We start from the raw sequence: 23692 nt of genomic DNA on the forward strand, positions 1-23692 counted from the left end.
GAACAGCCCGGGAGTTTATTTCATGCTTGCTATGGCAGGTATTTCAAAGTTCAAGCTGTATCATCTCAGTTCTTAGGGATTGCAGTCTCTCCTTGGACTGCGCCATGTCGGTCTCGCGCCCTTCGGTAATCGCTTCGTGGAGAACGGATAGCTCGTAGTCAAGTTCGTAACGAAGCACGGACGCCCGCTCTTCGGCCCGCTTCGACTGAAACGCCTGAATCACTTCTTCCACAGTAACGAACGGTTTCTTCTGATAAATGATCCGATGTTCCATGCCGGACACCTCCACAAGTCTTATGATTTCGCCAAACATGATGCTCTCGATGACAATCTGTCTGTCCTTGAAACGTTTGACAACCGCATGGCCTCGTGAATCGTTGATGAGCTTCTCCAGCAAATCCGACAGCTTCTCGTCCTTGATCAAATAATCGCCGACGATTTTATAGCGGTTTCGCATCCGTTGGAAGCGAAGCTTCACCAGCTTGCGTCCGCTTCGCACGGAGATGAGAAAATAGACCTCTGTTTCGCTCCAATAAAGCGAATACCCCTCCTGGATCAAATCCCGAATGAGATTTTGGATTTGCCGGCGGTCGAATCGCAGCTCCAAATTGCAATACTCTACTTCGTAGCTCTTGTTCATCGGCAATCCCTCCCTTCGCTTGGATTCATTAACGAAATGTTCTGAATATTCTCTCATATCATTATCTTATACTCCATCTTATGTTCTGGCAACTTGGATTATTGACTATTTTTAAACGCGGCGGCCCGATTCGGACAAACAAAATTGTTTGCGCGATCAGTCATATTCCCTTTACCCCGGCGTAATGCCCGCAAACGCAAAACAGCCGTCTTCGCGCCTGAATTTCGGGCGGCGAAGACGGCTTTCGTCCTTGTTCGCGGAAGCGGCTTGTCGTCAGACAAACCAAGTATTCAGAATAATGCCGAATGCGACTGCGCTTACGACCGCGCCGATAAAGCTGTACGTACCCGCGCGGTACTTCAATTGAAACATCCTCAGTATGCCGAAACTGAGCAGACCGAAGATCAGCATAATGAAGATCGCGCCCGTAATGAACAAAGCCGCGGAAACTTGACTGACATCCACCAATTCCAAGGAAAACACTCCCTATGCAAGATCTATACTTGCATTATAAGCCAACGCTCGGCTTATTAGCCAGCAGCCTGCCGCGGGAAGTTCGGACAAATCGTGACAGTTCCGTGACGGCGGATCCGCGGCATCCGCGTCGGCAGGCTTCCCGTATCCGTTACAGGCCTTGGATCGTCGCGACATGCGACCTCTTGCTCGCAGGCCGCTTCCGCAGCTTGATCTTGAGCACGACGCCGTCGTATTGCGCCTGGCATGTTCGCGGCAGCACCAGCTTCGGCAGGCGGATCAGCTCATTCCCGCCGCCGGGCAGGCCGCTCAGCTTCAGGCGGTCTTCCTTCGCGATCAGCCGGACATCCGCCACTTCGACCGCTTCCCCGATCGGGTAGGTTACGATCACGTACCGCTTCGTTTCGACGACGTTGGCGTTCGACGTCTGCAGCGCCGCCGATGCCGCCGGCAGCGCCTTGTTCATCATGCCGCGAACGTAACTCTCGATCCACTCCGACTGCTTGAACATATCGAACCCTTTGGGCAGCTGCTGCTTCTCCATCCATTGCTCCAATTCTTCCCAATTCAGCGCCATAACCGATCCCTCCGCTCCATTCGCATGCTTCATCTATATGCATGCGCCCATGCGTCCGCCACAACCGCCGCTTCCTGCCGGAAGTCACCACTGGGCGAATGCCGCATAAGATGTAACATCTGCTCGCTGAATTTCCATAGAAGGAGTGTCTCCTTATGCCCGCCATCGTCGGTTTCGTCAAAGTCATCAGCGTCGGCTCGAGCGCCATCGTTCAATTCGGCGATTCCGTGCAGCTGTCGCCGACGAGTTCTTCCAAAACGTACGCGGGTTCCGGTTCGTTCCTGACCGGCAGCCTGGCGAATTCCAACAACGCCGTCAGCGCTACGAACACGAGCGACCCCGACGTTCAGGACAATACGAACAATGAAGTCGCGACAGGGGTCAACGTGTAATGAATCTGACGGTTCATCAGTGCATCACCATTCATCAGCTTCGAGTAGACAGCGTCACGAACTCCTCCGTCCTGCAAGTCGGGACGGCGGGGTCCATCGCTTCCAATTCCCAGATGTTCAATACGGGCGGCTTCACGGAACCGGCCCCTCAGCTCGAGGAGAATCCCGTCAACTTCGTGCCGCTGCCGAACCCTCATTAAAGCCGGAGGTGCCTGCAAATGCAAAGCGATGCCCAGAGGACCCCGTCGCCATGGCAAGCGGTCATGGGACTCAACCAATACGTGCAGCAGCTGCAGTGCCAGATCAACGACCAGCAGGCGCTAATCAACCGGTTAACCCAGCAGCTTGACATGTTGAACGAACGTATCATGGCGGTCGAAAATAAGCCTTATTACCACGTCGACACGATTCAATATCATTTTGACCAACTGAAAGTGGAGAAGCTGTCCGGGACGCTCAACATCGGCATGTCGGCGCCGAGCGAGGATCAGATCAAAGAGATCGGACAACTGGTCATGCCGGCGGGCGGCGGAGACGGCGGGATTGGCGGGAACGCCGGGAATGCCGGAAATGCTGCGAACGCAGGGAACGCAGGGAACGCCTCGAGTGCCGTGAATCACGTGAATGCCGGAAGTGCCGGGAATGCCGGGAATCACATGAACGGCATCAAAACGGCGTACCCGGCGCATGCCGCGAGCGCAGGCAGCGCGGCGAACGGCGGCAACGGCTGGAACGGCCTCGTCAGCAACGGCGCGGCCATCGGCAACGGCGGCATTGTCGTGAACGAGCCCAAATCGCCTTCGGAACCGAAGACCGATCCGCAAGCGACCAACACGCCGCATCAGTTCCCTGCGCCCGCCTCGCTCGGCATCCCGCCCGCGGTCACGCCCGCGCCGCCGTATCCGGAAATCCGCCGCGTCATCGACTGCTACCTGGATCAGAGCGCGCCGCTGAATTTGCAGCGGTTCGAGGCGGAAGCCGGCATCTCCCTGGATCCTTACCATCGGAGACTGGTCATTGAAGATATCCGGAAACAAATGAGTCAGCGCATTCAGTTCTATATCCAGACGCTGTCCCGCGAATCCGAAGGCGAGCACGATCAAGGCCCGGCAGCCGCAGGCTCCGAGCCGGGCCTCCCGGACGAAGTGATCCGCAAGACGGAGCGCGATATCGACATGGCGTTGAAGAACTACGTCCGCCGTCTGACGTCGAGCCCGTAAGACAGGAAGGAGAATGACCATGCAGCTCAACGTCGTGAATCATGTGCTGGCCGTCGGCAGCATCCAGCTGACGGCCGTCGCGAGCGCCTCGATCCTGCAGATCGGGGATACGCAGACGGTCTCGCTCGTATCCATGTTCGACACGCCGCCGGAATCCGTCATCGTCGGACCGATCGCGCCGCTGGAAGCGCCGGAAGGCGCCGAATCGGCCGAAGGCGAAAGCGATGCGTTCAAACAGGAGGCGCAGGAAATCGCCGAAGCCGTAAACGGACAGCCGAGCGGCATCGTTCCGGCCCGCCGGGAGCGGACGAATGGTTAGACCGGCCGGCCGGCAGCCGGCGGCCGGCGACCTATCGGACTATCCCGTGCGCGTCTCGGAGGTCGGCGGCGTCTGCCTGACAAGCATCGGCACGTCGTCGATCGCGCAGTTCGGCGACCGGGCTGACGTCGATGCCAATCTTCGCGCCATCGCCGTACAGCGGGAGTCCGATCACTTGGATAAGGACAATGTCTACTTCGAGTCGTACGATCTGTTCTCCCAGCCCGTTCCGCTGCCGACTCCTTGGCTGCTCGCCGCCGCGCAGGATCCGGTCGACATGCGGACCATCAACCGCGAGCCGCGGATCAGCGTCGGCTGCATCGATGTCATCGCGATCAGCGGCTCCGCCCTCGTGCTTGTCGGCAACGGCTTGAACACGAAGGGCCAGTCGCGCATCAGCAACATCCGGCAGTTCGCGAAACCGCCGATGCGCTATTACGGCACGGGCTGCTGTCCGCCAATGCAGGACCGCCCGCGGAACGACCGACCGTCCGTCTAGGCGAATGCGCAAATATATCTGTACCCCGTACAAACGTCCAAACGATTCCGCCTCGCCGACATATATTGCTTATGTGATAAGAAACATCACAAATTAACCACTCAGGAGGTATGTACAGTGGGATACATGAACGGTGTAGGCGGCGCAGGAATCGGTTGCGGACCAGGCGTTCTTTGGACTGGTGCGGGAGTAATCCTCGTTCTCTATATTTTGCTCGTAATCGTTCTTCGCGGCGGTTTCTGGTAAACCCGGACCCCTCTGTGACGCAAAAGCGGTTCTGCCGACGGGCAGAGCCGTTTTTGGCGCTTGGCCGGCGGATCGGCAGTCGGAACGAACGCGTAATTGCCGGTCCCCTTCGGCGCTGAACGCCGTGTACGAAGAAGAGCTTCCGGCACGCTAAGCCGAAAGCTCTTCTTCATTGTTGCCGCGTTTGCCGCTTCCGCCGTCGTTACAGCAGCGGAATATAGACATCCACTTCATCCGGCCAGACCGGCTTGTGCACCCGATAGACTTCGAGCGACATGCCGCGCTTATTGTTCTGCAGCCCCTTTGCCCGCAAATAGGCGCGCAGGACGTCGTATGGATCCTCGCCTTTCGCCCTCGCGATCCTTCTTATGCGCGGCGCTGCCTTCGCGACCACCAGCACCGGCATCAGCTTCGCGCCGCCGCTTCCGCCTGCAGGAGGGCAGCCAGCTCGCCCACCGCGAACGCGCCGATATCCCCTTCTCCCCGCTTCCGCACGGACACCGTTCCGGCATCGCGCTCCGCCTCGCCGATCACGAGCATATACGGCACTTTCTCCAACTGCGCCCCGCGTATCCGGTAGCCCAGCTTCTCCGGCCGCTCATCGATTTCGGCGCGCAGTCCGGCATCTTCAAGCCGCGCCCTGACGTCGCGGGCAATCGCCAGATCCCGCTCCGACACGGGAATGATCTTCGCCTGCACCGGGGCGAGCCAGAGCGGGAACGCGCCGGCGTAATGCTCCGTCAGGATGCCGACGAACCGGTCGATCGAGCCGTAGACCGCGCGGTGGATGACGATCGGGCGGTGCTTCTGCCCGTCCTCGCCCACGTAGGCAAGATCGAATTTCTCCGGCATCTGGGCATCGAGCTGCACCGTCGCGCACTGCCAGCTGCGGCCGATCGCGTCGCGGATATGGAAATCGATCTTCGGGCCGTAGAACGCGCCGTCGCCCGGATTGAGCGTGTACGCGATGCCGCGCTCCCGCAGCACGCCCTCCAGGGAACGCTCCGCGCGCGCCCACAGCTCCTCTCCGCCCATGGCGTCTTCCGGTCTTGTCGACAGCTCGATCCGGTAGGAGAAACCGAACACGACGTACATGTCATCGATCAGCGCGATGATGCGCCCGATTTCGTCTTCGATCTGGTCCGGCCGCACGAACAGATGCGCATCGTCCTGGCAGAACGTCCGCACGCGCAGCATTCCGTTCAGCGCTCCGGAGAATTCGTGGCGGTGCACCTGACCGAATTCCGCGAGCCGGATCGGCAGCTCCCTGTAGGAGCGCAGCCGGTTCTTATAGACGAGATAGTGGCCGGGGCAGTTCATTGGCTTGAGCGCGTAATCCGTTTCGTCCACCTTCGTGAAATACATATTGTCCTTGTAATGCTCCCAGTGACCGGACTGCTCCCACAGCCGCCGGTTCATCATGAACGGCGTGCGGACCTCCTCGTAGCCCCGCTTCCGTCCGAACTCGCGGGCGAAAGCTTCCAGCTGCGTGCGCACGACCATGCCCTTGGGCAGGAAGAACGGCATGCCCGGCGCCTCATCGGAGAACATGAACAGCTCAAGCTCCTTGCCGAGCCTCCGGTGATCGCGCTTCTTGATTTCCTCCAGCAGCGCGAGATGATGCTCCAGCTGCGCCTTCTTCAGAAACGCCGTGCCGTAAATGCGCTGCAGCACGGCGTTGTTCGCGTCGCCGCGCCAATACGCGCCCGCGACGCTAAGCAGCTTGAACGCCTTGATCCGGCCCGTCGACGGCAGATGCGGCCCCCGGCACAGGTCGACGAACTCCCCCTGCTCGTAGGCGGAAATTTCCGCATCGGCGGGCAGGTCCCGAATCAGCTCCAGCTTCAGCCGCTCCCCCCGCGCCTCGAACAGCGCGTTAGCCTCTTCCCTGCCGAGCACCCGGCGGACGATAGGCAGGTTCTCGCGCGCGATCGCCTCCATTTCCTTCTCGATCGCGCGCAGATCGGCCGGCGTCAGCGGCCGGTCAGCCGCGAGGTCGTAGTAGAAGCCGTCCTGGACGACGGGTCCGATGCCAAGCTGAATCTCTTCCCTGCCGGCATAGAGCCGTTTGACCGCATGCGCCAGCAAATGGGCCGCGCTGTGCCGGTAAATGTCCAGCCCGTCATCGCTTTCCAGCGGCACGATCTCGACAGTGCCGTCTTCGTCTCCGATGACGTAGCTCAGATCCACCAGCTTCCCGTCCACTCTCCCGGCGACGGCGTTCTTGCGCAGCACGGGACTGATTCGTTCCGCCAGCGTCGCCACCGACACCCCTTTCATGCCGCTTCGTACCGATCCGTCCGTCATTTTCAAGATGATGTTGTTATCCATGCGCCTTCCTCCGTCCGTTGTGAGTGATTGAACGCAAGACGAGCCGCGCGGCGCGCATCGTCTGCGGCGCCAGTACAGCACATGGCTCATCCCTCGGCGCGGGAACGCAAAAAAACGCAGCCCGCCCCGGAAGGGACGAGTGCGTTCGGCTCGTGGTTCCACCCTAATTCGACCGGCCGGGCGCGCATGATGCGCATCGAAGCCAGGTCCTTATTGGAATCCGGTAACGGGGATGAATCGGTTCCGTTTACAACCGCGGCACCGAGCCGGCGGGTTCAACGTGACGGCTGCAAAGTGGTAATTCCGCGTCACGGGACAGAAGGGATTCGCAGCAATCATCCCTCTCTCTGAGCAGCCCGACGATGGGAACCGTGTCTTTGGTTCTCGCCATGTATGAATCTGTGTTCCATATTATTCAGGAGGCCGACGAAAATGTCAAGCGAAAAGTCATTATTCTGAAAATACGACAAACTGCGCAGTCATGCAAAAACGATCGAATCTTAAGCGGCCGTATGAGCAATTTTCGACAACGTTGTCGAGGCATTCCAAGAGGCGTGCATAATGGCGGCGTTACGCCGAGCCGGAAGAAGCGGCTTCGGCCGCCGACAGGGCGGCGAACTTCTCCGCGTATCGCGTGACGGACTGCACGTACGTCGCGTGCGACCACGTCAGCGGGGCGACCGACATCGGGCTGCCGTCGTTCGGGTTAAGCTGCTCCGGCAGGAGGCCGCTGGACAGCCCCGTGTTCACGACCCACTGCAGCGTTTCCCGCGGCTTGATCAAGTCGGCGAGCGTCCTGGCGGATTCGATCTCGTAATTCGCCACCCACAGCGTGCAGATCACCCACGGGTTGCCCGGCACGTTCTCGATATCGCCGGACTGCTGGAAGTAATAGTCGTTCGTGTACCGGGCAACGCCGCCGACATGCGTCTTGACCGACAGCCCGTTCTTGATCGCCTGCATCGTCTTGACGACGCGTTCGTCGTCAACGGGCAGCACCCCGAACTCCCAGATGGCGAACAGGCTGCTCTCCAGCGTCATGTCCTTCACCCAGCGGTTGTCCTTCTGGATCAAGCCGCGCGCGAAACGGCCGGATTCTTCGTCCCACAGATGCGTCAGGATGCCGTTCTTGATCCCCTCCGCCGTGTTCCGGAGATGGTCGCTGCGCTCGTAGTCCCCGAACAGCTCCGTGAAGAAAGCCGCCGCCATGAGACCCCCGTAGACGGAAGCGGCCGTATACGTCCATATGCCATACCGTTCTTCCCACAGGTCGTAGCTCGGTTTCGGCAGGGAGAGCGCGTGCTCGATATATTGGCTGAGGAATGCCGCGCCCTTGCGGATGAGATGGTTGTACAGCGATTGCGGCAGCTCGATCACCTGATTGCGCACGTAATCCTTCCACAGCGCGAACAGGACGAGCGCCGTCTCGTCCTCCTGGATCGGCAGGCGCCTGCTGCCCTGGACGATATACGGATGCCAGCTCGAGCCGACCGTGCCGTCGGGATTGTATTTGTGAAACAAATAGCCGTCCGGCGACAGCGCCTGCGCGCAGAAATGAAAAAATTGCGCGATGACGCTCTGGAAGCCGGCCGCCGACATCGCGTCGGCGATCAGCGCGCCGTCGCGCGGCCACATGTAGCTGTAATGGTCGCGGTTGTACTGGAGAATGTCCGTGTCGTTCGCGGCGATGATCGCCCCCCGCTCGTCGGTCTGCGTGCGGACGATGAGCAGGCTGAGCCGGTACAGGTGGATCGCCTCCGGCGGCAAATCGCCGAGATTCTGCTCGGCCCGGTGCAGCCAGTGGCTCCAGTATACGACGATCCGGCTAAGCAGCTTCTCGGGATGCTGATCCTGCACGTACTGGTTCAATTCCTTGACTTCCTCGAGGTTCTTGCCGATCGACATCCAATAGTACATCGTCTTCTCGCCGCCCGGCGGCACGACGGTGCGGAAGCTGATCGTGCTGTCGACCGAGCCCTGCGCGATGGAATTGCCCATGAGGGTGCCGTCTTCCGCGTCGCGCCACGTCCCTTCCGCCGATTGGAACCGCTTGATGCCCGTCGTGTATTGCATGATGCCGCCCTCGTCGGAGAAGCCGTTGAACATGAAATACGACGAGCGCTTGTAGTGATACAGCGTATGGTTCTCGGGATAATACGCCGCCGTATCGCCGACCTCGGACCCGTCGATCATGAGATCGTGATGGAAGAACAGCCGGCATTCCCGCGAATCGGCGCCAAGGTTGCGAATCAGGATTCTTTTGATATAAATGCTTTCCCGCTGATGGATGCCGTCGTTCATATGCAGCTCGATGGCAAGCCTGTCGTTCCGGGCGACCACGTTCGTAACGAGCGAATCCGCGATATAGGCGAGCTGGAAGTGCCAGTCGGGATGATCCAGCCAGGAGAACTGGCCGCCGACCCATACGCCAAGCCGGCAGTACTGGCCGCCGACGTGATTGAGCTGGCCGACGAACGGATAGTAGATGTCGCGTATATAGCAGTTGCGGTCCAGGTTGATTAGAATTTTGCCGTTGCCGATTACGAGATGACGGGCCATGTAGGTTGCTCCTCCTTATGCCGTGCAATCGAGCCGTAGAGCGTCAGATACGCCTTGGCCGAGCGCGACCAGCCGATATCCTCCTTCGCGCCGTTCGCGACGATCCGCTGCCACGTATCCTGATCCTGATAGAACCGGATCGCGCGCTGCACCGTATACAACAGGTCGTGGGCGTTGTAATTCGCGAAGCTGAAGCCGTTCCCCTCGCCGGTAAATTCGTTATACGGCTGCACGGTATCCCGCAATCCGCCCGTCTCCCGCACGATCGGCACGGAACGGTAGCGGAGCGCCAGCAGCTGGCTCAGCCCGCACGGCTCGAACTTCGACGGCATGAGATACATATCGCTGCCCGCATAGATGCGCCGGGCGAGCCCGTCGTTGAAGCCGAACCAGGTCGCCACTTGGCCGGGCCGCCATGCCTCCGCTTTGCGGAACATGTTCTCGTAGTGCCAGTCGCCCGAACCGAGCACAACCAGCTGAACCTTCTCCGACAACAGCTGCTCCAGCACGGCCTCGATGAGATCGAAGCCCTTCTGATCGACAAGCCGCGACACGATGCCGATCAGCGGCGTATCCTCCGACTCCTCGAGTCCCAGCTCCCGCTGCAGGGCGAGCTTGTTCTTCCGTTTGCGCGGCAGCGAGCCGCGGTACGGCGTCGACAGCGCCGGGTCGTTCATCGGATCGAACAGCTCCGTGTCGATGCCGTTCACGATGCCGGACAGATCGCCGGCCCGCCAGCGCAGCAGTCCGTCCAGCTTCTCGCCGTAGTAGTCCGTCTGAATCTCGTTCGCGTAAGTCGGACTGACGGTCGTCAATTTGTCCGCGTAACGAATCCCGCCGAGCATGCAATTGCCCGCCCCGTAGAATTCGATCCCTTCCGAGCCGAACAGCTCGTCGCCCGAGCCGAGCAAATCCTTGAGCAGCTCGCGGCCGAATACGCCCTGGTAGCGCAAATTGTGAATGGTGTACACCGATGCCAGATCCCGCGCGCCCGGCTCGTAGCGGTAGCGCGTCTTGAGCAGGAACGGAATAAGGCCCGTCTGCCAGTCATGGCAATGAACGATGTCCGGAAGGAAGTCGGAATGGAACAGCGACTCGATGACCGCATAGCAGAAGAAGACGAACCGCTCCGCATCGTCGTCGTAGCCGTACAGCCCGCTTCGCTTGAAATAATGCTCGTTGTCGATCAGGTAATAGACGATGCCGTCGATTTCCGCCTTCATCAGCCCGCAGTACTGCTCTCGCCAGCCGAGCCTGACCGTGAATGTCGCGATCGTCGTGAATTGTTCGGCGAACTCCGCGGGAATCGATCCGTATTTCGGAAGGATGACCCGCGCGTCCGCTCCCTTCTCCCGAAGCGCTCTGGGCAAAGCCCCCGCCACATCGGCAAGTCCGCCCGTCTTCACGAGCGGCACCGCCTCCGATGCCGCAAATAATAGTTTCGTCATTGCCGCTTCCACCTCGCCCGCAGCCGCCGCTCCGAAGAGCCCGGCCGCTTGATGCTTGATTCGTTCGAATCGATATTCGACGTCCGGCCGCCAATCTTGTCGTATCGTGTCAGATAACCTTCCGTTTCATAGCAACAAACGGCGACGCTTCCGCGCCGTGTAATTCCCTTCCATGCTCGACCGTCACGTCTTTATCGAGTATGACATGATTGACCGAGCTGTTCTCGCCGACGATGCCGTTCTGCATGATGATGCTGTTGCGGACGACCGCTCCTTTGCGGATATGCACGCCGCGGAATAATACGCTGTTGATGACCGTTCCCTCGATGATGCAGCCGTTCGCGATGAGCGAATTGCTCGTCTTCGCCCCTTCCGCATAGCGGGCGGGCGGCTCATCCTTCACTTTCGTGAAGATCGGTCCGGGCTCGAAGAAGAGCTGCTTCCATACGTCGGGCCGCAGCAGCTGCATGTTGTTCTGGTAATAGCTGTTCAGGGTATTCACGATGCCGAGATAGCCTTCGAACTTGCAGCATTGGATGTGCAGCTTGTCGACGCGGGACATGATGGCATGACGCACGAGATGATCCTGCCCTTGCGCGAGCGACGTATCGATCAGCTCCAGCAGCAGCTCCTTGCGCATCAAGTACATTTCCATCGAGACGAGCTCGCTTTCCAGCCGTCCGAAATGATCCTGCATCGCCGTGACGCGCCCTCTCTCGTCGATCTGCACCTTCCGCGCGCGCCCGCCGAACAGCTCGGCCTGCTCCTTGCAAATGACGGTGATGTCCGCGCCGCTTGCCTTATGCGAAGCGAGCACGCCTTCGAAATCGATGTTGCAGATCATATGGCTGCGCGTAACCAGCACATACTCGTGCGTGCTTCTCGCGAAGAAATCGCGATGCTGATAGAAGTGATAGAGGTCGCCGCGGCGCACCTCGTTGACGTCGTCGGTGGACGGCGGCATGATGAACAGCCCGCTTTGGCGGTGATGCAGATCCCAGTGCTTGCCGGAACCGAGATGATCCATCAGGGAGCGGTACTTCGTCTGCGCGAACACGCCGACCTCGTTGATGCCGGAGTTGACCATGCTGGAGAGCGTGAAGTCGATCAGCCGGAAACGCGCGCCGAACGGCACCGTGGCCAGGCAGCGGCTTGCGGTCAACGACTCCATTTCGTCCGATTCGTGAATGAGATTGATGACGCCCAGTATCGATGAATTCATGATTGCTCGACCTCCTGCAGCGAATGATTGACGGTGACGAGCTCGTCGCTTCCGATAACGGTGACGGCATCGCTGTTCGGGCTGCCGACGACGACGCCGTCGCCGATGATGGCGCCTTCCCCGATGATGCATTTATAGACGCGCGCGTCCTTGCCGATCCGGACATTCGGCATCACGACGGATTCCCTGATTTCGCTGCCCGCTCCGGCATGAACGCCATAGAACAGGACGGAACGCTGCACGAGTCCTTCGAGCACGGATCCTTCCGTAACGAGCGAATCGATGATCTCCGCGCCCGCCGACGCATAATGGGCCGGACGGTTCGGATTGACGGAATAGATCCGCCAATTGCGGTCGTGCAAGTCGAGCGCCGGCTCCCGGGACAGCAGGTCCATGTTCGCTTCCCACAAGCTTTCCAGCGTGCCGACGTCCTTCCAGTAACCGTCGAACGTGTAAGACTGCAGCTTGATGCCGTCCTTCAGCATCGCCGGAATGATGTCTTTGCCGAAATCGTTGCCGGAATGGCGGTTCGATTCGTCGCGGATCAAATATTGCTGGAGGACCGGCCACGAGAAAATATAGATGCCCATCGACGCCAAATTGCTCGTCGGCACCTTCGGCTTCTCCTCGAACGAGGTGATCGCGCCTTCCTCGTCCACATGCATGATGCCGAACCGGCTCGCTTCCTTCCAGTCGACCCCGATGCAGGCGATCGTCGCGTCCGCGCCGCGCTCCTCGTGCTCGCGCAGCATCAGCTCGTAATCCATTTTGTAGATGTGGTCCCCCGAAATGACGAGCACGTAGTCCGGATCGTAGCGGTCGATGAACCCCATGTTCTGATAGATGGCATTCGCCGTTCCTTTGTACCACATGCCGCCCTTCTGCTTGACGTACGGAGGCAGGATCGCCATGCCGCCGTCCCGCCGGTCCAGCCCCCACGGGCTGCCGATGCCCAAATACGTGTTCAGCACGAGCGGCTGGTACTGCGTCAGCACGCCGATCGTGTCGATGCCCGAATGCGCGCAGTTGCTTAGCGTGAAATCGATAATCCGGTACTTGCCGCCGAAATGAACGGCCGGTTTGGCCAAATCCTTCGTCAGCACGCCCAGCCGCTTCCCTTCGCCTCCGGCAAGCAGCATCGCGATCATTCTTTTTCTGCCCATGGATACCCTCTCCTTCGCGTCTGCAAGCATTCAGCCGCAGCGCCTGATAGTTGCATTACGTCAATCCATGCAAAGCGGAAAAGCGCCCGCTCGGGCCATGGTCCCCTGCGGAGAAGGCAAGCAGCTGGAACGAAAGCGGAGGAAGGTCGAGCACCAGGCTGCAGGGCCTTCCGTGCCAAGCGGCCGCGGCGCTGGAGATCGTCTCGGACGCGTTCGACAAGGAGCCGCCATACTGCGCCGCATCGCTGTGCAGCACCGTTCTGTATTGGCCGGGCACGGGTACGCCGATACGATACTCGGGGTAATGCCGGTTCGAGAAGTTGCAGACGATGACGGAGAAGTCCTGCTCGCCGTGGCCGCGCCGCATGAAGACGATGACGCTCTGGGCCGCGTTATGGACGTCGATCCATTCGAAGCCGCCGGGGTCGCAGTCCCGCTCCCATAGCGATGGCAGTTCGCCGTACGCGCCGTTCAGCGCCTTGACGTAGTCGTGCATCGCGCCGTGCTTCGGATAATCGAGCAGCATCCAATCGAGCGCTTCGTCGTATTTCCATTCGTCGAACTGGCCCCACTCGCCGCCCATGAAGAGCAGCTTCTTGCCGGGATGGGTCATCCAGTAGCCGTAGAACAGCCGCAATTGGGCGAATTTCTGTTCGTAGCTGCCGGACATTTTGTTCAAGAGCGACCGTTTGCCGTGCACGACTTCGTCGTGGGACAGCGGCAGCACGAAATTTTCGGAGAAGGCGTACACGAGCGAGAAGGTTATGAGATTGTGATGACGCATCCGTTCGGACGGATCGAGCGCCATGTACCGGAGCATGTCGTTCATCCAGCCCATGTTCCATTTGAAATTGAAGCCGAGTCCGCCCATGTACGTCGGAGACGTGACGGCCGGCCAAGCGGAAGAATCCTCAGCGATCATAAGCGCGTCTGGGTAGTAGTGGAACACCGTTTCGTTCAATCGTTTGAGAAAGCGGATCGCGTCGATATTCTCCGTTCCGCCGAAGTTGTTATAGGTGAGCATTTCAGGGGGTTTGTCGAAATGAAGGTCGATCATGCTGGCGACGGCATCCACGCGAAGGCCGTCGATATGAAACACATCCATCCAATAGATGGCGTTCGAAATTAGAAAACTCTGCACTTCCGTGCGGCCGAAGTCGAAGGCGAGCGTGCCCCACAGCGGCTTCTCCGCCCGTTTCCAGTCCGCTCCCTCGTAGATCGGCGTGCCGTCGAACAGACGCAGCCCGTGATCGTCCTTGCAGAAGTGGCCCGGCACCCAGTCGAGGATGACGCCGATGCCCGCCTGATGGCAGCGGTCGATCAAGTACATGAGCTGGGCCGGGGTCCCGAACCGGCTCGTTGCGGCGTAGTAGCCCGTCACCTGGTAGCCCCAGGACATATCGAGCGGATGCTCCGTGACCGGAAGCAGCTCGATGTGCGTATAGCCCATTTCGGCTGCATATCCGACAAGTCCGTCCGCCATCTCCTCATAGGTCCAGAACAGTTCCTTGCCCCGGTTGCGCCAGGACGAGAGATGCACCTCGTAGATAAGCATTTTCTCGTGATACGGGCTCATCTCCTGCTTGCGCCGCTGCCAGTCGCCATCCTCCCATTCGTAATGGAACGCGTCGGATACGACGGAGCCGGTATCGGGCCTGAGCTCGGATTGGAAGGCGTACGGGTCCGCTTTCAGTTGACGGGCGCCGGTCGAGGCGTGAATCTCGTACTTGTATACCGTACCCGGCTCGAGGTTGGGCACGAACAAGCTCCATACGCCGGTCTCGCCGATGCGTTCCATGCCGTGCCGCGCGCCCTGCCACTCGTTGAAGTCGCCGACCACGCATACGTTCCGGGCATTGGGCGCCCACACCGTGAAACGAACGCCGTATTCGTCGGCCAGCCGGATCGGATGCGCGCCGAATGTGCGGTAGCTGTGAAACAGGCTGCCTTTGTTAAACAAATACATATCGCGCAATGAGATCCCGACGGTTGCTGCATTCGCCATAAAGCGCCATCCACCTCCTTAGCGTAGCTTCTTTGTTAAGGTTTTGTTATGAATACTAACGCAGCGCGATCATGCTTTCATTATACACGTCACGGTTAAAGTTGGCATCCAATTTTCAGAAAATTCTCATTGCTGGTTCAAGCCGTCTGAGTCCGAATCGGCTTCCGTTCGCTCGTCCGTTATCGCTTCGATGTCGAACCGCCGGAGCGCTTCCGCGATTCGCGCGTGCATGCCGAGCAGCTGCCCGATCTGCCCTTCGTCCAGCGATTGAAGCGCGGCCGTCATCGCCCGGTAGGAGTAGGCCTGCCGGATCGATTTCCGCGCAAGCGCCTCCCCCTCGGCGGTCAGCGCGACGTTCACTTCCCGCCGGTTTCCTTCGGCTTGGACTCTCGTCACGGCGCCTGCCTGCACGAGTCCTTCCACGCTGACGCTGATCGTGCTCTTGGACGCCTGCAGCCGCTCTGTCAACTCTTTCAACGTGAGACCGGGCGAGCGAAACAGCGTATTCACGATGGACATCCCGAGCATCGTCAATCCGACGCTTTCCGCGTTGCGGCGCGTCAATTCGGAGGTCGCGCGCGTGACGGCCATGAACGACTGCAGCACCTCGATCGCTTGTTCGACTTGCGGATCAGCGTATTTCATTCGATAGTTCCTCCCCTAACAGCTCGATAATAGACTGTCATACACATGAACAGTTCAACTACGAACTATATTAGAGCATGCCTCCTTTTCGGTCAATCTCGATCTCCCTCCGCGCGGACCGCTTCCGCTCGGCTTGACTTCGCTTTCGGGGAATCGCTACAATGATCGGAGTATAATTAACCGGAGGTGCGGCATGCATTCATTCACGTTCCAGAATCCTACGAAAATCGTTTTCGGCAAAGGCACGGTCTCGCAATTGGGCAGCTTGACGGAGCCGTTCGGCAAGACGGTTCTACTTGTATATGGGTCAGGCAGCATAAAAAGAACCGGATTGCATGACGAAGTCATGAACCAGCTCCAGTCGATCGGCGCAGCCGTCGTCGAGCTGGCCGGCATCGAGCCGAATCCGCGGCTGAGCTCCGTCAAGCGCGGCATCGAGCTGTGCCGCGAGCATAACGTCGACTTCGTTCTGGCCGTCGGCGGCGGCAGCGTGCTGGACGCGTCCAAGGCGATCGCGGCCGGCGTCCGCTATGACGGCGACGTCTGGGACTTCTTCATGCATAAGGCGGTCATCCGGGATGCGCTTCCAATGGGCGCTATTCTGACGCTGTCGGCTACCGGCTCGGAAATGAACGGCAATTCCGTCGTCTCCAACTGGGAAACGAAACAGAAGCGTTCGTTCGGCAGCCAGCATACTTACCCGCGTTTCTCCATTCTTGACCCGACGCTGACGTTCTCCGTTCCGCGCGACCAGACCGTCAACGGCATCGTCGACATCATGTCGCATGTTTTCGAGCAGTATTTCTCGCTGACGGCGGACGTCCCGCTGCAGGAGCGGCTGTGCGAATCTATCCTGCAGACCGTCATCGAGAATGCGGAAACCGCCCTCGACAAGCCGGACGATTACGCAGCCCGGGCGAACCTGATGCTGTGCGGCACGCTTGCCCTGAACGGCGGCCTGATCAGCGTCGGCATGGCCAATGACTGGGCGTCCCACGGCATCGAGCACGAAATCAGCGCGATCTATGATATTCCGCACGGCGCCGGCTTGTCCATCGTATTCCCGAATTGGATGAAATACGTGTACAACGAACGGGTCGAGCGATTCGCGCAGTACGCGGAACGCGTCTGGGGCATCGAGCGCGGCAGCAAATCCGACGAGGACATGGCGCTCGCCGGCATTTCCGCGACGCGCGCCTTCTTCACCCGGATCGGGGCGCCGGCGACGCTGTCGTTCTACGATATCGGCGAGGAGCATCTCGACGTCATGGCGCGGGAAGCGGTGCTGTTCGGGCCGCTCGGCAATTTCAAGAAGCTGAACCAAGAGGACGTGAAAGAAATTTTGACCATGGCGCTGTAGCGGCAAGCGGCAGACTGCAAGCAGCAACAACGGCAGGCAGCAGGCCGGATCAAGCAATTCATTCGACGCATCTCGCATGCCATGCAATGGCCTCGATACCGCCGACCGCTTCCGGGCGGCGGTATCGAGGCCATTGCTTTATGCGTTGCGATGCGGCAAACGCGGCAATTTCCGTTCACGCGGCAAGCGGCTGCAGGGAAAAGGCGTCCCGATCGAGAAGTGGATAGCAGCGCTGCTTTACAGCTTATCGGGATCGATTCTTTACAGCCTATTGGAGGGTGAAGCCGTTGGAAGTGAAACACCGGATCGAGGATTCCATTCTTACGACGCATCTGGAGCACGAATACGGGATACCGATTGAACGCATCCGCTTCATTCCGATGGGAGATTCGGCTTATTCGTATCGGGTGGATTGCGCGAACGGCGAACGCCGCTATCTCAAATTGTTCGACTCGGCGAACGGCCGGCAGCTCCGAAGCATCGAGCGCCTTCGGCAGTATTTGCCGGCCACTTGGCACATGCATCATCGCGGCCTTTTCCGGTATTTGACCTACCCGTTTCCGAATCGGAACGGGCAATTCGCGACCCGTTTCCATGGCATAACGGCGGTGCTGTTTAACTTCATCGACGGAGAGACGCTGGCTGACGCCTATCCCTTCTCCGAAGCGATCGTCGCACGGATCGCGGCGGCGGCGGCGGCCATCCATCGGCTTGCCCCGTTGATCGACAAGACGAGTCTCGTGTCCGAAACCTACGATCTTTCCTTTGAAACCGAGTTGAAGACATGCCTGACGGCGCTTGAAACGACCGCCGTCTTCGCCAATCCGATCCTGTCGGATTTGCAGGCGTCGCTGTTGCCGAAGCTGGCGCAGATCCGCGGCTTGATGACGCTCCTGCATCGGCTTCGCGATGCGGCGGTAGCCGATCCCAAAGCGCATGTATTATGCCATGGCGACATGTGGGGCGGAAATCTGATCCGAAACGACAATGACTTGTATGTTGTCGACTGGGAGTCGATGCTGCTCGCGCCGCCGGAATTCGATTTCATCGGTTACATGGGCGAAGAGTTCGGCGTGTTCTTGACCGCGTACGAGCGGCAGCTTGGGCGCGCCGTGACGGTCAATCCGGACCTTTTGCGATTCTATGCCTATCGCCATCATCTTCGGAATCTGACCAACTGGCTAATGAACCTTCTCTACCGCAACACGGAGGATGCCCAGAACGCGAATGATCTGGAGATGATCCTCCATCATTGCATGGACCGCTGGGACAGCGTCGAATTCAAGGTCGGGGCAGTCGAGGAGCTGTTGCGGCATCGGTGATCGCGGGACGTACTGCTAACCCCATCGCATGCCATGGGAACATCCCGTTTATTACGCGAAAGGACCTCAACTTCCACTGCGAAGTGGAAGTTGAGGTCCTTTTCTCGAAGAAATTCGGTTCTATGCGGGACTCCGAACAATCAGAATCCGGCTTCTGGGACAGCCCCGTATGACGATGCCTATCCCTTACTTGCTCATCCGCAGCGAAGCGACATGCGCGATCTGCTCGTCGGAGTCGAACATGCCGATGTTCGCGCCGAGCGAACGGAACTGGCCGACAACGTCCTCGTAGCCCCGTTCGATATGCTGGACGCCGGCAATCGTCGTCGTGCCTTCGGCGCAAAGTCCTGCAATGATGAGGCATGTGCCCGCCCGGACGTCCGACGCGTGCACGAGCGCGCCGTGCAGCGGCTGTCCGCCGTTCACGAACGCAACGCCGGAGCGGACTTTAATGCTCGCCCCCATCCGGCCGAGCTGCGCCGCATGATTGAATCGGGACGGATATATGCGGTCGCCGACGATGCTTTTGCCGGCCGCTTGCGTCAGCAGCGCCGTTAACGGCTGCTGCAGATCGGTCGCGAAGCCGGGATACATCGCCGTGCGGACGCGCGTCGCCCGCAGCGCGCCCGTCGACCGCGCCGTCACCGCATGCTCGGTCGTTTCGATGTCCATGCCGATTTCGCGCAGCTTGGCGATGCAAGAGGACATATGCTCCGGAATGACGTCCTGCACGGTAATGCAGCCGCCCGTCGCGCCGGCCGCCATCAGGAAAGCGCCGGCGATGAGACGATCCGGGATCACGGTGTACGTGCATCCTTTCAAGGACGTCACGCCTTCGATCCGAATATGATCCGTGCCCGCTCCGACGATGCGCGCGCCCATCCGGTTGAGCAAATTAGCCGTATCCGTCACTTCGGGATCGCGCGCCGCGCCGAGGAGCACCGTCGTGCCTTTGGCGAGAACGGCGGCCAGCATCGCATTGATCGTCGCGCCGCTCGTAATCGTATCGAAATAGATGACGGCGCCTTCCAGCGCCGCCGCCTTGACTTCGTAATGCCGGTCATGGAAGGTGAACGTCGCGCCAAGCTGCTTCAATGCTTTGATATGCTGATCCATCGGACGGCTGACGAAGTCGTCTCCGCCCGGATAGCCGACGGATACGCTGCCGAATTTGGCCAATAGCGCGCCGATGAAATAATAGGCCGTCCGGAACGAAGAGGATCGGACCGGGTCGAACTCCGTGCTGCTGACGCCGCTTCCGTCGACCGTTACGCTGCCGTCGGGATGCCGCTCGATATGAAGCCCGATCTCCTTGCCCAGCCCGTCGATTACCCGCAAGTCGGCGATATCGGGGATGCCGAGCAGGGTGACGGGCCCATCCGCCATGCAGGCCGCCGCGAACAGCGCGAGCGCGCTGTTCTTGGAGCCGGGAATTTTAACGCTGCCTTGAAGCGGCGCGGATCGTTCAACTTTAATCGCTCTCATGGTTTGCTCCTTCGTTCGAATCGTATTCATCCGCAATTTTCACTTGAATGTTTCGGCTCTCGATTTCGCGCACGAACTTCTCGGAAGCGCCCTGGTCGGTAATCAGCAGATCGATTTGATGCAGCTGAACGGACCCGGCGAACATCTGCACGCCGATCTTCTCGTGCGGCGCCAGGCATATCGTGCGTCTGGACGCTTCGGAGACGGCGCGCGTCAAAGCGGCGCCTTCGGGCGTCGACGTGCTGACGCCGTTCAGCGCGATTCCGCCTCCGGTAATAAATCCGATATCGTAATTGAACTTTCCGATCATTTCGAAGGCAATCGTGTCGATCAGGCTGTCGCCGGCGGATCGAAGCTTGCCTCCAATGAGATACGATTCGATATGGCTCCGGTTTCGAATGTTTTCGGCGATCGTCAGCGCGTTCGTAATGACCGTGAACGGAATATCCTCAGGCAAGTGGCGCAGCATTCCGTAATGAATGCCCGCCCCGCCGATAAATACGGTATCGTTCATTTGAATCAGCGATGCCGCGTAACGCGATATCGCGTCCTGATGCGGGGCCGCTTCTCCATACCGGATGGACCGGGGCTGGGACAGCGTGCGCACCTTGGGCAGCGGAGACAGCGGAATCGCGCCTCCGTACGTCTTCTGCAGCAAGCCTTGCTCCTCCATGATCGTCAGGTCGCGCCTGATCGAGTCGATGGAAATCTGAAATCGGCCGGCCAAGTCCTTGGCGATGACTCTCCGGTCCGCGGCAAGCAGCTCCAATATGCGCTGCCTTCGTTCTTCGGCTAACATCTTATTCCCCCATGGCCGTTTCCTTTTTCTTCTCCTATCCTATTCCGTATGATTCAGGATTGTCAATCAGCCATTCGTCTTGTTTCTGGTTGTTTCATGATTTTGTAACATCATCAACGCCAGAAACGCTGGGAAGGCCGAAAAGCAACGCTGGGAACGCCGAAAAGCAACGCCGGGACCGACGCTGCTTCTTCCTTCTTCTTTCTTCCTTCTTCCTTCCGGAGGTCAACCATGTAGATCGGCTGAATGAAGTGCCGTTAACGGCGAATCACGTAATGAGCCTGGCAACCAGAAAGGCGATTCCCGCCGCCAATCCCCCGACAAGCGCGGTTTGAACGGCGCTCTTCCACGGTTTGGAGCCCGTCAATTTGCCTTTGCCGTAACCGAATCCGAATAACGCGAGCAGCGTCGCGATAACCGACACGAGCAGCGCCGAAGCTGCGCGATGCACGAGCATATACGGAAGCAGCGGAATAATTCCCCCGACGATATAGGACAGTCCGATCGTAACGGAACTGTTCCGGGCTCGCTTGGGCTCAGGCTCTTCAAGACCGAGCTCGTGTTTCATCATGAAGGCCGTCCACCGCTGCGGATCGCTGCTGATTTCCTTCACGGCCTCCCCGACAACCGGCTCGCTCAGCCCCCATTCCCGCAGCAATTCGGCTACTTCTTCCCTCTCGCGCTCCGGCAGCTCGACGATCTCCCGGCGTTCCCTCTCCAGCTCGTGCTCGTAATGCTCCCGTTCCGTTCTCGCGGCCAAATAGCCGCCTAACCCCATGGCGATCGACCCTGCGGCGATCTCGGCCAGCCCGGCGATAACGACGACATTCGTTCCCGAGACGGAGCCCGACAGTCCTGCGGCCAGCGCGAACGGGACCGTTAATCCGTCCGACATCCCGATGACGATGTCGCGAATGGCGTCGGAAGCCATGAAATGTTTCTCGATATGCGGGTTGTTCTCCGGTTCCGCCAAGCCCTGTCCCCTCCTTCATCGCGATCTCTCGCGCCTCGCGGTATGCGTACGGCTTCGGCCGCGAACGAGCATCGGCTTCTTGCCGCCGGATTCGAGCGGCTGCGGATCGCCGCGGCTACAGCTGAAGCTGCTTCAAATGATAAAACTCGCCCTTGCGCGCGATCAGCTCGTCGAACGTGCCGACCTCGGCGATACGGCCCTGCTTCATGACGACGATGCGGTCGGCGTCGCGGATCGTGGACAGCCTGTGGGCGACGATGAACGTCGTCCGTCCCTTGATCAGCTTCTGCATCGCCTTCTGCACATGGTATTCCGACGCGTTGTCGAGCGCGGACGTCGCTTCGTCGAGAATGATGATCTTCGGATCGCGGATGAGCGCGCGCGCGATCGCAATCCGCTGGCGCTGCCCGCCGGACAGCTTGCCGCCGTGTTCCCCGACCTTCGTATGAATGCCGAGCGGCTGGCGGCCGACGAATTCGGCGAGGTTCGCCATCTCGATCGCCTTGTAGACCTGCTCGTCCGTAATATCCGGCAGGCCGTACGTGATGTTGTCGCGGATCGTGCCGGAGAACAAGATGTTCGTCTGCGGCACGACGGAGAGAAACTTCCGGTATTCCCGCAGATCTATCGCATTGAAATCGACGCCGTCGATCGTCATGATGCCGCCGGTCGGCTGCAGGAAGCCCGTCACCAAATTCAGAATCGTCGATTTGCCCGCGCCCGATTCCCCGACGAAGGCGACGCATTCGCCGGCCTTCACGTTCAGCGTAACTTCTTCTAATACATGATGCTCGCTGCCGGGATAGACAAGCTGCACCCGGTCGAACGCGATATCGCCGTTGATCGCCGTCAGCTTCAGCTTGCCTTGGTTATTCTCGATTTCTTGGGAGCGCAAAATCTCCGTAATCGAGTGAATCGATTCGAAGCCCTTCGCCATGTTCGGGTACGTCGTGATCAGGGCGGTGATGGAACCGAGAATCATGCTGAAGAAGCCTTGGTACATGACGATGTTGCCGACAGGGATCTTGCCTTGATACGCCAGGTAAGCGGTGAAAATCAGGCAGAGCACCTGGAAGAGCTGGAACGTGACCCAATTGGACGCGCCGAAATAAGCTTCGATAATGTCCAGCCGCTGGCCCTTGCCCTGCAGCTTGGACAGCGACCGGTCGATCCGCTCGATCTCCACTTCTTCCAGTCCGTGCGCCCTCGTGACGGGAATCATCTCGACCATCTCGGACATCTTGGAAGACATCTTCTCGATTTCTTTGCGGAATTCTTTGTTCGTGGAGCGGATCTTGCCTTTGAACACCTGCACGATCAACACCGCGGCGGGAATCGTGAGCACGAAGAAGAGCGACACGGACCAGCTGTGATAGACGGTGATAATGACCGCGACGATAATATTGAAGATCGCCGGCAGCAGCGCGAGCATGACCTGCTTCGACAGCTGCTCGACGGCCTCGACGTCGCGCAGCACCTTCGACTGCAGCTTGCCCGCCTGCAGATCGCGGTGATACGTAATCGACAGCTGCTGGAGCTTGCGGACGAGCGCGCTCCGAATGCTTGCCTCCACGTGGCGGATCGCCCGGCTCATGAAGGAGACATACCACGTATGCGTCGGGATATTTTGCAAAATAATGACGGCGATGACGATGAAATTGATCCATAGCGATCGCATCGGATGACTGCCGGGATGACTGACGATGTTGATGATATTCGCCGTGACGACCGGCAGGACGAAGATCGGAAGACTCTTGATCATGTAGAAGAGGACCGACAGCGACAAATTCATGAAGTTTCCCCGGTACAGCGAGACCAGGAACTTGAACGTGCTTTGCTCTTCCTGCATGGCGACCTGCTGAAACGTGTGCTCGTAGTTCAAATTGCGGGTCCTGCTTCTCTCTACTCTCTCTGCTCTTGCTGCTCTCTCCATCTGAGGTGTCCCATCCTTCTTTCTTCTAATATCTTCATAGCCACTCGATATCTTAAAATATAAACCGTCGTTTGTAAACG

Annotated in this window: 23 protein-coding genes; 8 read left to right on the plus strand and 15 right to left on the minus strand. The window is 59.2% G+C overall.

Annotated elements, in window-relative coordinates:
* Positions 1-43: 43 nt before the first annotated feature.
* From GXP70_RS19155 to GXP70_RS19165, 3 genes are all read right to left on the minus strand, one after another.
* Positions 44-640 (minus strand): hypothetical protein, encoded by a 597-nt coding sequence (locus GXP70_RS19155; protein ID WP_162358324.1) that lies wholly within the window; start codon positions 638-640, stop codon positions 44-46.
* Between the two features lie 273 nt (positions 641-913).
* Entirely contained in the window at positions 914-1105 is a 192-nt protein-coding gene (locus GXP70_RS19160) for a hypothetical protein (RefSeq protein ID WP_225442881.1), read from the minus strand.
* 160 nt (positions 1106-1265) lie between these two features.
* On the minus strand, positions 1266-1691 hold the full coding sequence (locus GXP70_RS19165; protein ID WP_162358326.1) for a hypothetical protein: 426 nt from the start codon (positions 1689-1691) through the stop codon (positions 1266-1268).
* Between the two features lie 155 nt (positions 1692-1846).
* On the opposite strand from GXP70_RS19165, the gene GXP70_RS19170 reads away from it, so the two are divergent.
* The 6 genes from GXP70_RS19170 (at position 1847) to GXP70_RS29895 (ending at position 4367) form a co-directional block, all read left to right on the plus strand.
* Positions 1847-2083 (plus strand): spore germination protein, encoded by a 237-nt coding sequence (locus tag GXP70_RS19170; protein WP_162358327.1) that lies wholly within the window; start codon positions 1847-1849, stop codon positions 2081-2083.
* Positions 2083-2283 (plus strand): spore germination protein GerPB, encoded by a 201-nt coding sequence (locus tag GXP70_RS19175; RefSeq protein WP_162358328.1) that lies wholly within the window; start codon positions 2083-2085, stop codon positions 2281-2283. Before GXP70_RS19170 ends, GXP70_RS19175 begins: the two co-directional genes overlap by 1 nt.
* An 18-nt stretch (positions 2284-2301) precedes the next feature.
* On the plus strand, positions 2302-3303 hold the full coding sequence (gerPC, locus tag GXP70_RS19180) for a spore germination protein GerPC (RefSeq protein WP_162358329.1): 1002 nt from the start codon (positions 2302-2304) through the stop codon (positions 3301-3303).
* A 19-nt stretch (positions 3304-3322) separates the two neighbouring features.
* The gene (locus GXP70_RS19185) at positions 3323-3622 is read left to right on the plus strand and encodes a hypothetical protein (RefSeq protein WP_162354583.1); all 300 of its coding nucleotides are present in this window, start codon (positions 3323-3325) and stop codon (positions 3620-3622) included.
* On the plus strand, positions 3615-4121 hold the full coding sequence (locus tag GXP70_RS19190) for a spore germination protein GerPE (RefSeq protein ID WP_162358330.1): 507 nt from the start codon (positions 3615-3617) through the stop codon (positions 4119-4121). The genes GXP70_RS19185 and GXP70_RS19190 overlap by 8 nt, the downstream gene beginning before the upstream one ends.
* A 126-nt stretch (positions 4122-4247) precedes the next feature.
* Positions 4248-4367, plus strand: a complete 120-nt coding sequence (locus GXP70_RS29895; RefSeq protein ID WP_225442882.1) for a YjcZ family sporulation protein — start codon at positions 4248-4250, stop codon at positions 4365-4367.
* A 202-nt stretch (positions 4368-4569) separates the two neighbouring features.
* Here GXP70_RS29895 and GXP70_RS19195 read toward each other — a convergent pair whose 3' ends face one another.
* From GXP70_RS19195 to GXP70_RS19230, 8 genes are all read right to left on the minus strand, one after another.
* Positions 4570-4773, minus strand: coding sequence for a hypothetical protein (locus GXP70_RS19195; RefSeq protein ID WP_162358331.1), 204 nt, complete (start codon positions 4771-4773; stop codon positions 4570-4572).
* Entirely contained in the window at positions 4773-6698 is a 1926-nt protein-coding gene (gene thrS / locus GXP70_RS19200) for a threonine--tRNA ligase (protein ID WP_162358332.1), read from the minus strand. The genes GXP70_RS19195 and thrS overlap by 1 nt, the downstream gene beginning before the upstream one ends.
* A gap of 570 nt (positions 6699-7268) precedes the next feature.
* Positions 7269-9257, minus strand: a complete 1989-nt coding sequence (locus GXP70_RS19205) for a glycoside hydrolase family 15 protein (protein WP_162358333.1) — start codon at positions 9255-9257, stop codon at positions 7269-7271.
* Complete coding sequence (glgA, locus tag GXP70_RS19210) at positions 9239-10705, minus strand: glycogen synthase GlgA (RefSeq protein WP_162358334.1); 1467 nt, start codon at positions 10703-10705, stop codon at positions 9239-9241. The genes GXP70_RS19205 and glgA overlap by 19 nt, the downstream gene beginning before the upstream one ends.
* Before the next feature lie 109 nt (positions 10706-10814).
* Positions 10815-11927 (minus strand): glucose-1-phosphate adenylyltransferase subunit GlgD, encoded by a 1113-nt coding sequence (gene glgD, locus GXP70_RS19215; protein ID WP_192043372.1) that lies wholly within the window; start codon positions 11925-11927, stop codon positions 10815-10817.
* Entirely contained in the window at positions 11924-13090 is a 1167-nt protein-coding gene (locus tag GXP70_RS19220) for a glucose-1-phosphate adenylyltransferase (RefSeq protein ID WP_162358335.1), read from the minus strand. Before GXP70_RS19220 ends, glgD begins: the two co-directional genes overlap by 4 nt.
* Before the next feature lie 55 nt (positions 13091-13145).
* Positions 13146-15095 carry a 1,4-alpha-glucan branching protein GlgB gene (gene glgB / locus GXP70_RS19225; RefSeq protein WP_162358336.1) on the minus strand — a complete coding sequence of 650 codons (1950 nt, stop codon included), beginning with the start codon at positions 15093-15095 and terminating at the stop codon, positions 13146-13148.
* Positions 15096-15221: 126 nt separating this feature from the next.
* Positions 15222-15740, minus strand: coding sequence for a MarR family winged helix-turn-helix transcriptional regulator (locus GXP70_RS19230; protein ID WP_162358337.1), 519 nt, complete (start codon positions 15738-15740; stop codon positions 15222-15224).
* Between the two features lie 193 nt (positions 15741-15933).
* On the opposite strand from GXP70_RS19230, the gene GXP70_RS19235 reads away from it, so the two are divergent.
* Together GXP70_RS19235 and GXP70_RS19240 are read left to right on the plus strand one after the other, a co-directional pair.
* A complete protein-coding gene (locus GXP70_RS19235) occupies positions 15934-17100 on the plus strand; it encodes an iron-containing alcohol dehydrogenase (RefSeq protein WP_162358338.1) in 1167 nt (388 codons plus the stop codon).
* A 293-nt stretch (positions 17101-17393) separates the two neighbouring features.
* Complete coding sequence (locus GXP70_RS19240) at positions 17394-18422, plus strand: phosphotransferase (protein ID WP_225442883.1); 1029 nt, start codon at positions 17394-17396, stop codon at positions 18420-18422.
* Between the two features lie 186 nt (positions 18423-18608).
* Here GXP70_RS19240 and murA read toward each other — a convergent pair whose 3' ends face one another.
* From murA to GXP70_RS19260, 4 genes are all read right to left on the minus strand, one after another.
* The gene (gene murA, locus GXP70_RS19245) at positions 18609-19907 is read right to left on the minus strand and encodes a UDP-N-acetylglucosamine 1-carboxyvinyltransferase (RefSeq protein WP_162358340.1); all 1299 of its coding nucleotides are present in this window, start codon (positions 19905-19907) and stop codon (positions 18609-18611) included.
* On the minus strand, positions 19894-20706 hold the full coding sequence (locus tag GXP70_RS19250) for a DeoR/GlpR family DNA-binding transcription regulator (protein ID WP_162358341.1): 813 nt from the start codon (positions 20704-20706) through the stop codon (positions 19894-19896). Before GXP70_RS19250 ends, murA begins: the two co-directional genes overlap by 14 nt.
* A gap of 268 nt (positions 20707-20974) precedes the next feature.
* A complete protein-coding gene (locus GXP70_RS19255) occupies positions 20975-21637 on the minus strand; it encodes a VIT1/CCC1 transporter family protein (protein ID WP_162360556.1) in 663 nt (220 codons plus the stop codon).
* 157 nt (positions 21638-21794) lie between these two features.
* Positions 21795-23561, minus strand: coding sequence for an ABC transporter ATP-binding protein (locus GXP70_RS19260; protein WP_225442477.1), 1767 nt, complete (start codon positions 23559-23561; stop codon positions 21795-21797).
* Positions 23562-23692 lie beyond the last annotated feature (131 nt).

It is taken from the genome of Paenibacillus lycopersici, assembly GCF_010119935.1.
GTDB lineage: Bacteria > Bacillota > Bacilli > Paenibacillales > Paenibacillaceae > Paenibacillus_Z > Paenibacillus_Z lycopersici.

Bases quoted from the DNA above. Each gene is read 5' to 3' on its own strand.
- GXP70_RS29895 (WP_225442882.1), top strand. From the start codon at position 4,248: ATGAACGGTGTAGGCGGCGCAGGAATCGGTTGCGGACCAGGCGTTCTT.
- gerPC (WP_162358329.1), top strand. From the start codon at position 2,302: ATGCAAAGCGATGCCCAGAGGACCCCGTCGCCATGGCAAGCGGTCATG.
- GXP70_RS19190 (WP_162358330.1), top strand. From the start codon at position 3,615: ATGGTTAGACCGGCCGGCCGGCAGCCGGCGGCCGGCGACCTATCGGAC.
- glgA (WP_162358334.1), bottom strand. From the start codon at position 10,705: ATGACGAAACTATTATTTGCGGCATCGGAGGCGGTGCCGCTCGTGAAG.
- murA (WP_162358340.1), bottom strand. From the start codon at position 19,907: ATGAGAGCGATTAAAGTTGAACGATCCGCGCCGCTTCAAGGCAGCGTT.
- GXP70_RS19185 (WP_162354583.1), top strand. From the start codon at position 3,323: ATGCAGCTCAACGTCGTGAATCATGTGCTGGCCGTCGGCAGCATCCAG.
- GXP70_RS19175 (WP_162358328.1), top strand. From the start codon at position 2,083: ATGAATCTGACGGTTCATCAGTGCATCACCATTCATCAGCTTCGAGTA.
- GXP70_RS19250 (WP_162358341.1), bottom strand. From the start codon at position 20,706: ATGTTAGCCGAAGAACGAAGGCAGCGCATATTGGAGCTGCTTGCCGCG.
- glgB (WP_162358336.1), bottom strand. From the start codon at position 15,095: ATGGCGAATGCAGCAACCGTCGGGATCTCATTGCGCGATATGTATTTG.
- GXP70_RS19235 (WP_162358338.1), top strand. From the start codon at position 15,934: ATGCATTCATTCACGTTCCAGAATCCTACGAAAATCGTTTTCGGCAAA.
- GXP70_RS19230 (WP_162358337.1), bottom strand. From the start codon at position 15,740: ATGAAATACGCTGATCCGCAAGTCGAACAAGCGATCGAGGTGCTGCAG.
- GXP70_RS19165 (WP_162358326.1), bottom strand. From the start codon at position 1,691: ATGGCGCTGAATTGGGAAGAATTGGAGCAATGGATGGAGAAGCAGCAG.
- thrS (WP_162358332.1), bottom strand. From the start codon at position 6,698: ATGGATAACAACATCATCTTGAAAATGACGGACGGATCGGTACGAAGC.
- GXP70_RS19170 (WP_162358327.1), top strand. From the start codon at position 1,847: ATGCCCGCCATCGTCGGTTTCGTCAAAGTCATCAGCGTCGGCTCGAGC.
- GXP70_RS19255 (WP_162360556.1), bottom strand. From the start codon at position 21,637: ATGGCTTCCGACGCCATTCGCGACATCGTCATCGGGATGTCGGACGGA.
- GXP70_RS19205 (WP_162358333.1), bottom strand. From the start codon at position 9,257: ATGGCCCGTCATCTCGTAATCGGCAACGGCAAAATTCTAATCAACCTG.
- GXP70_RS19155 (WP_162358324.1), bottom strand. From the start codon at position 640: ATGAACAAGAGCTACGAAGTAGAGTATTGCAATTTGGAGCTGCGATTC.
- GXP70_RS19220 (WP_162358335.1), bottom strand. From the start codon at position 13,090: ATGGGCAGAAAAAGAATGATCGCGATGCTGCTTGCCGGAGGCGAAGGG.
- glgD (WP_192043372.1), bottom strand. From the start codon at position 11,927: ATGAATTCATCGATACTGGGCGTCATCAATCTCATTCACGAATCGGAC.
- GXP70_RS19195 (WP_162358331.1), bottom strand. From the start codon at position 4,773: ATGCCGGTGCTGGTGGTCGCGAAGGCAGCGCCGCGCATAAGAAGGATC.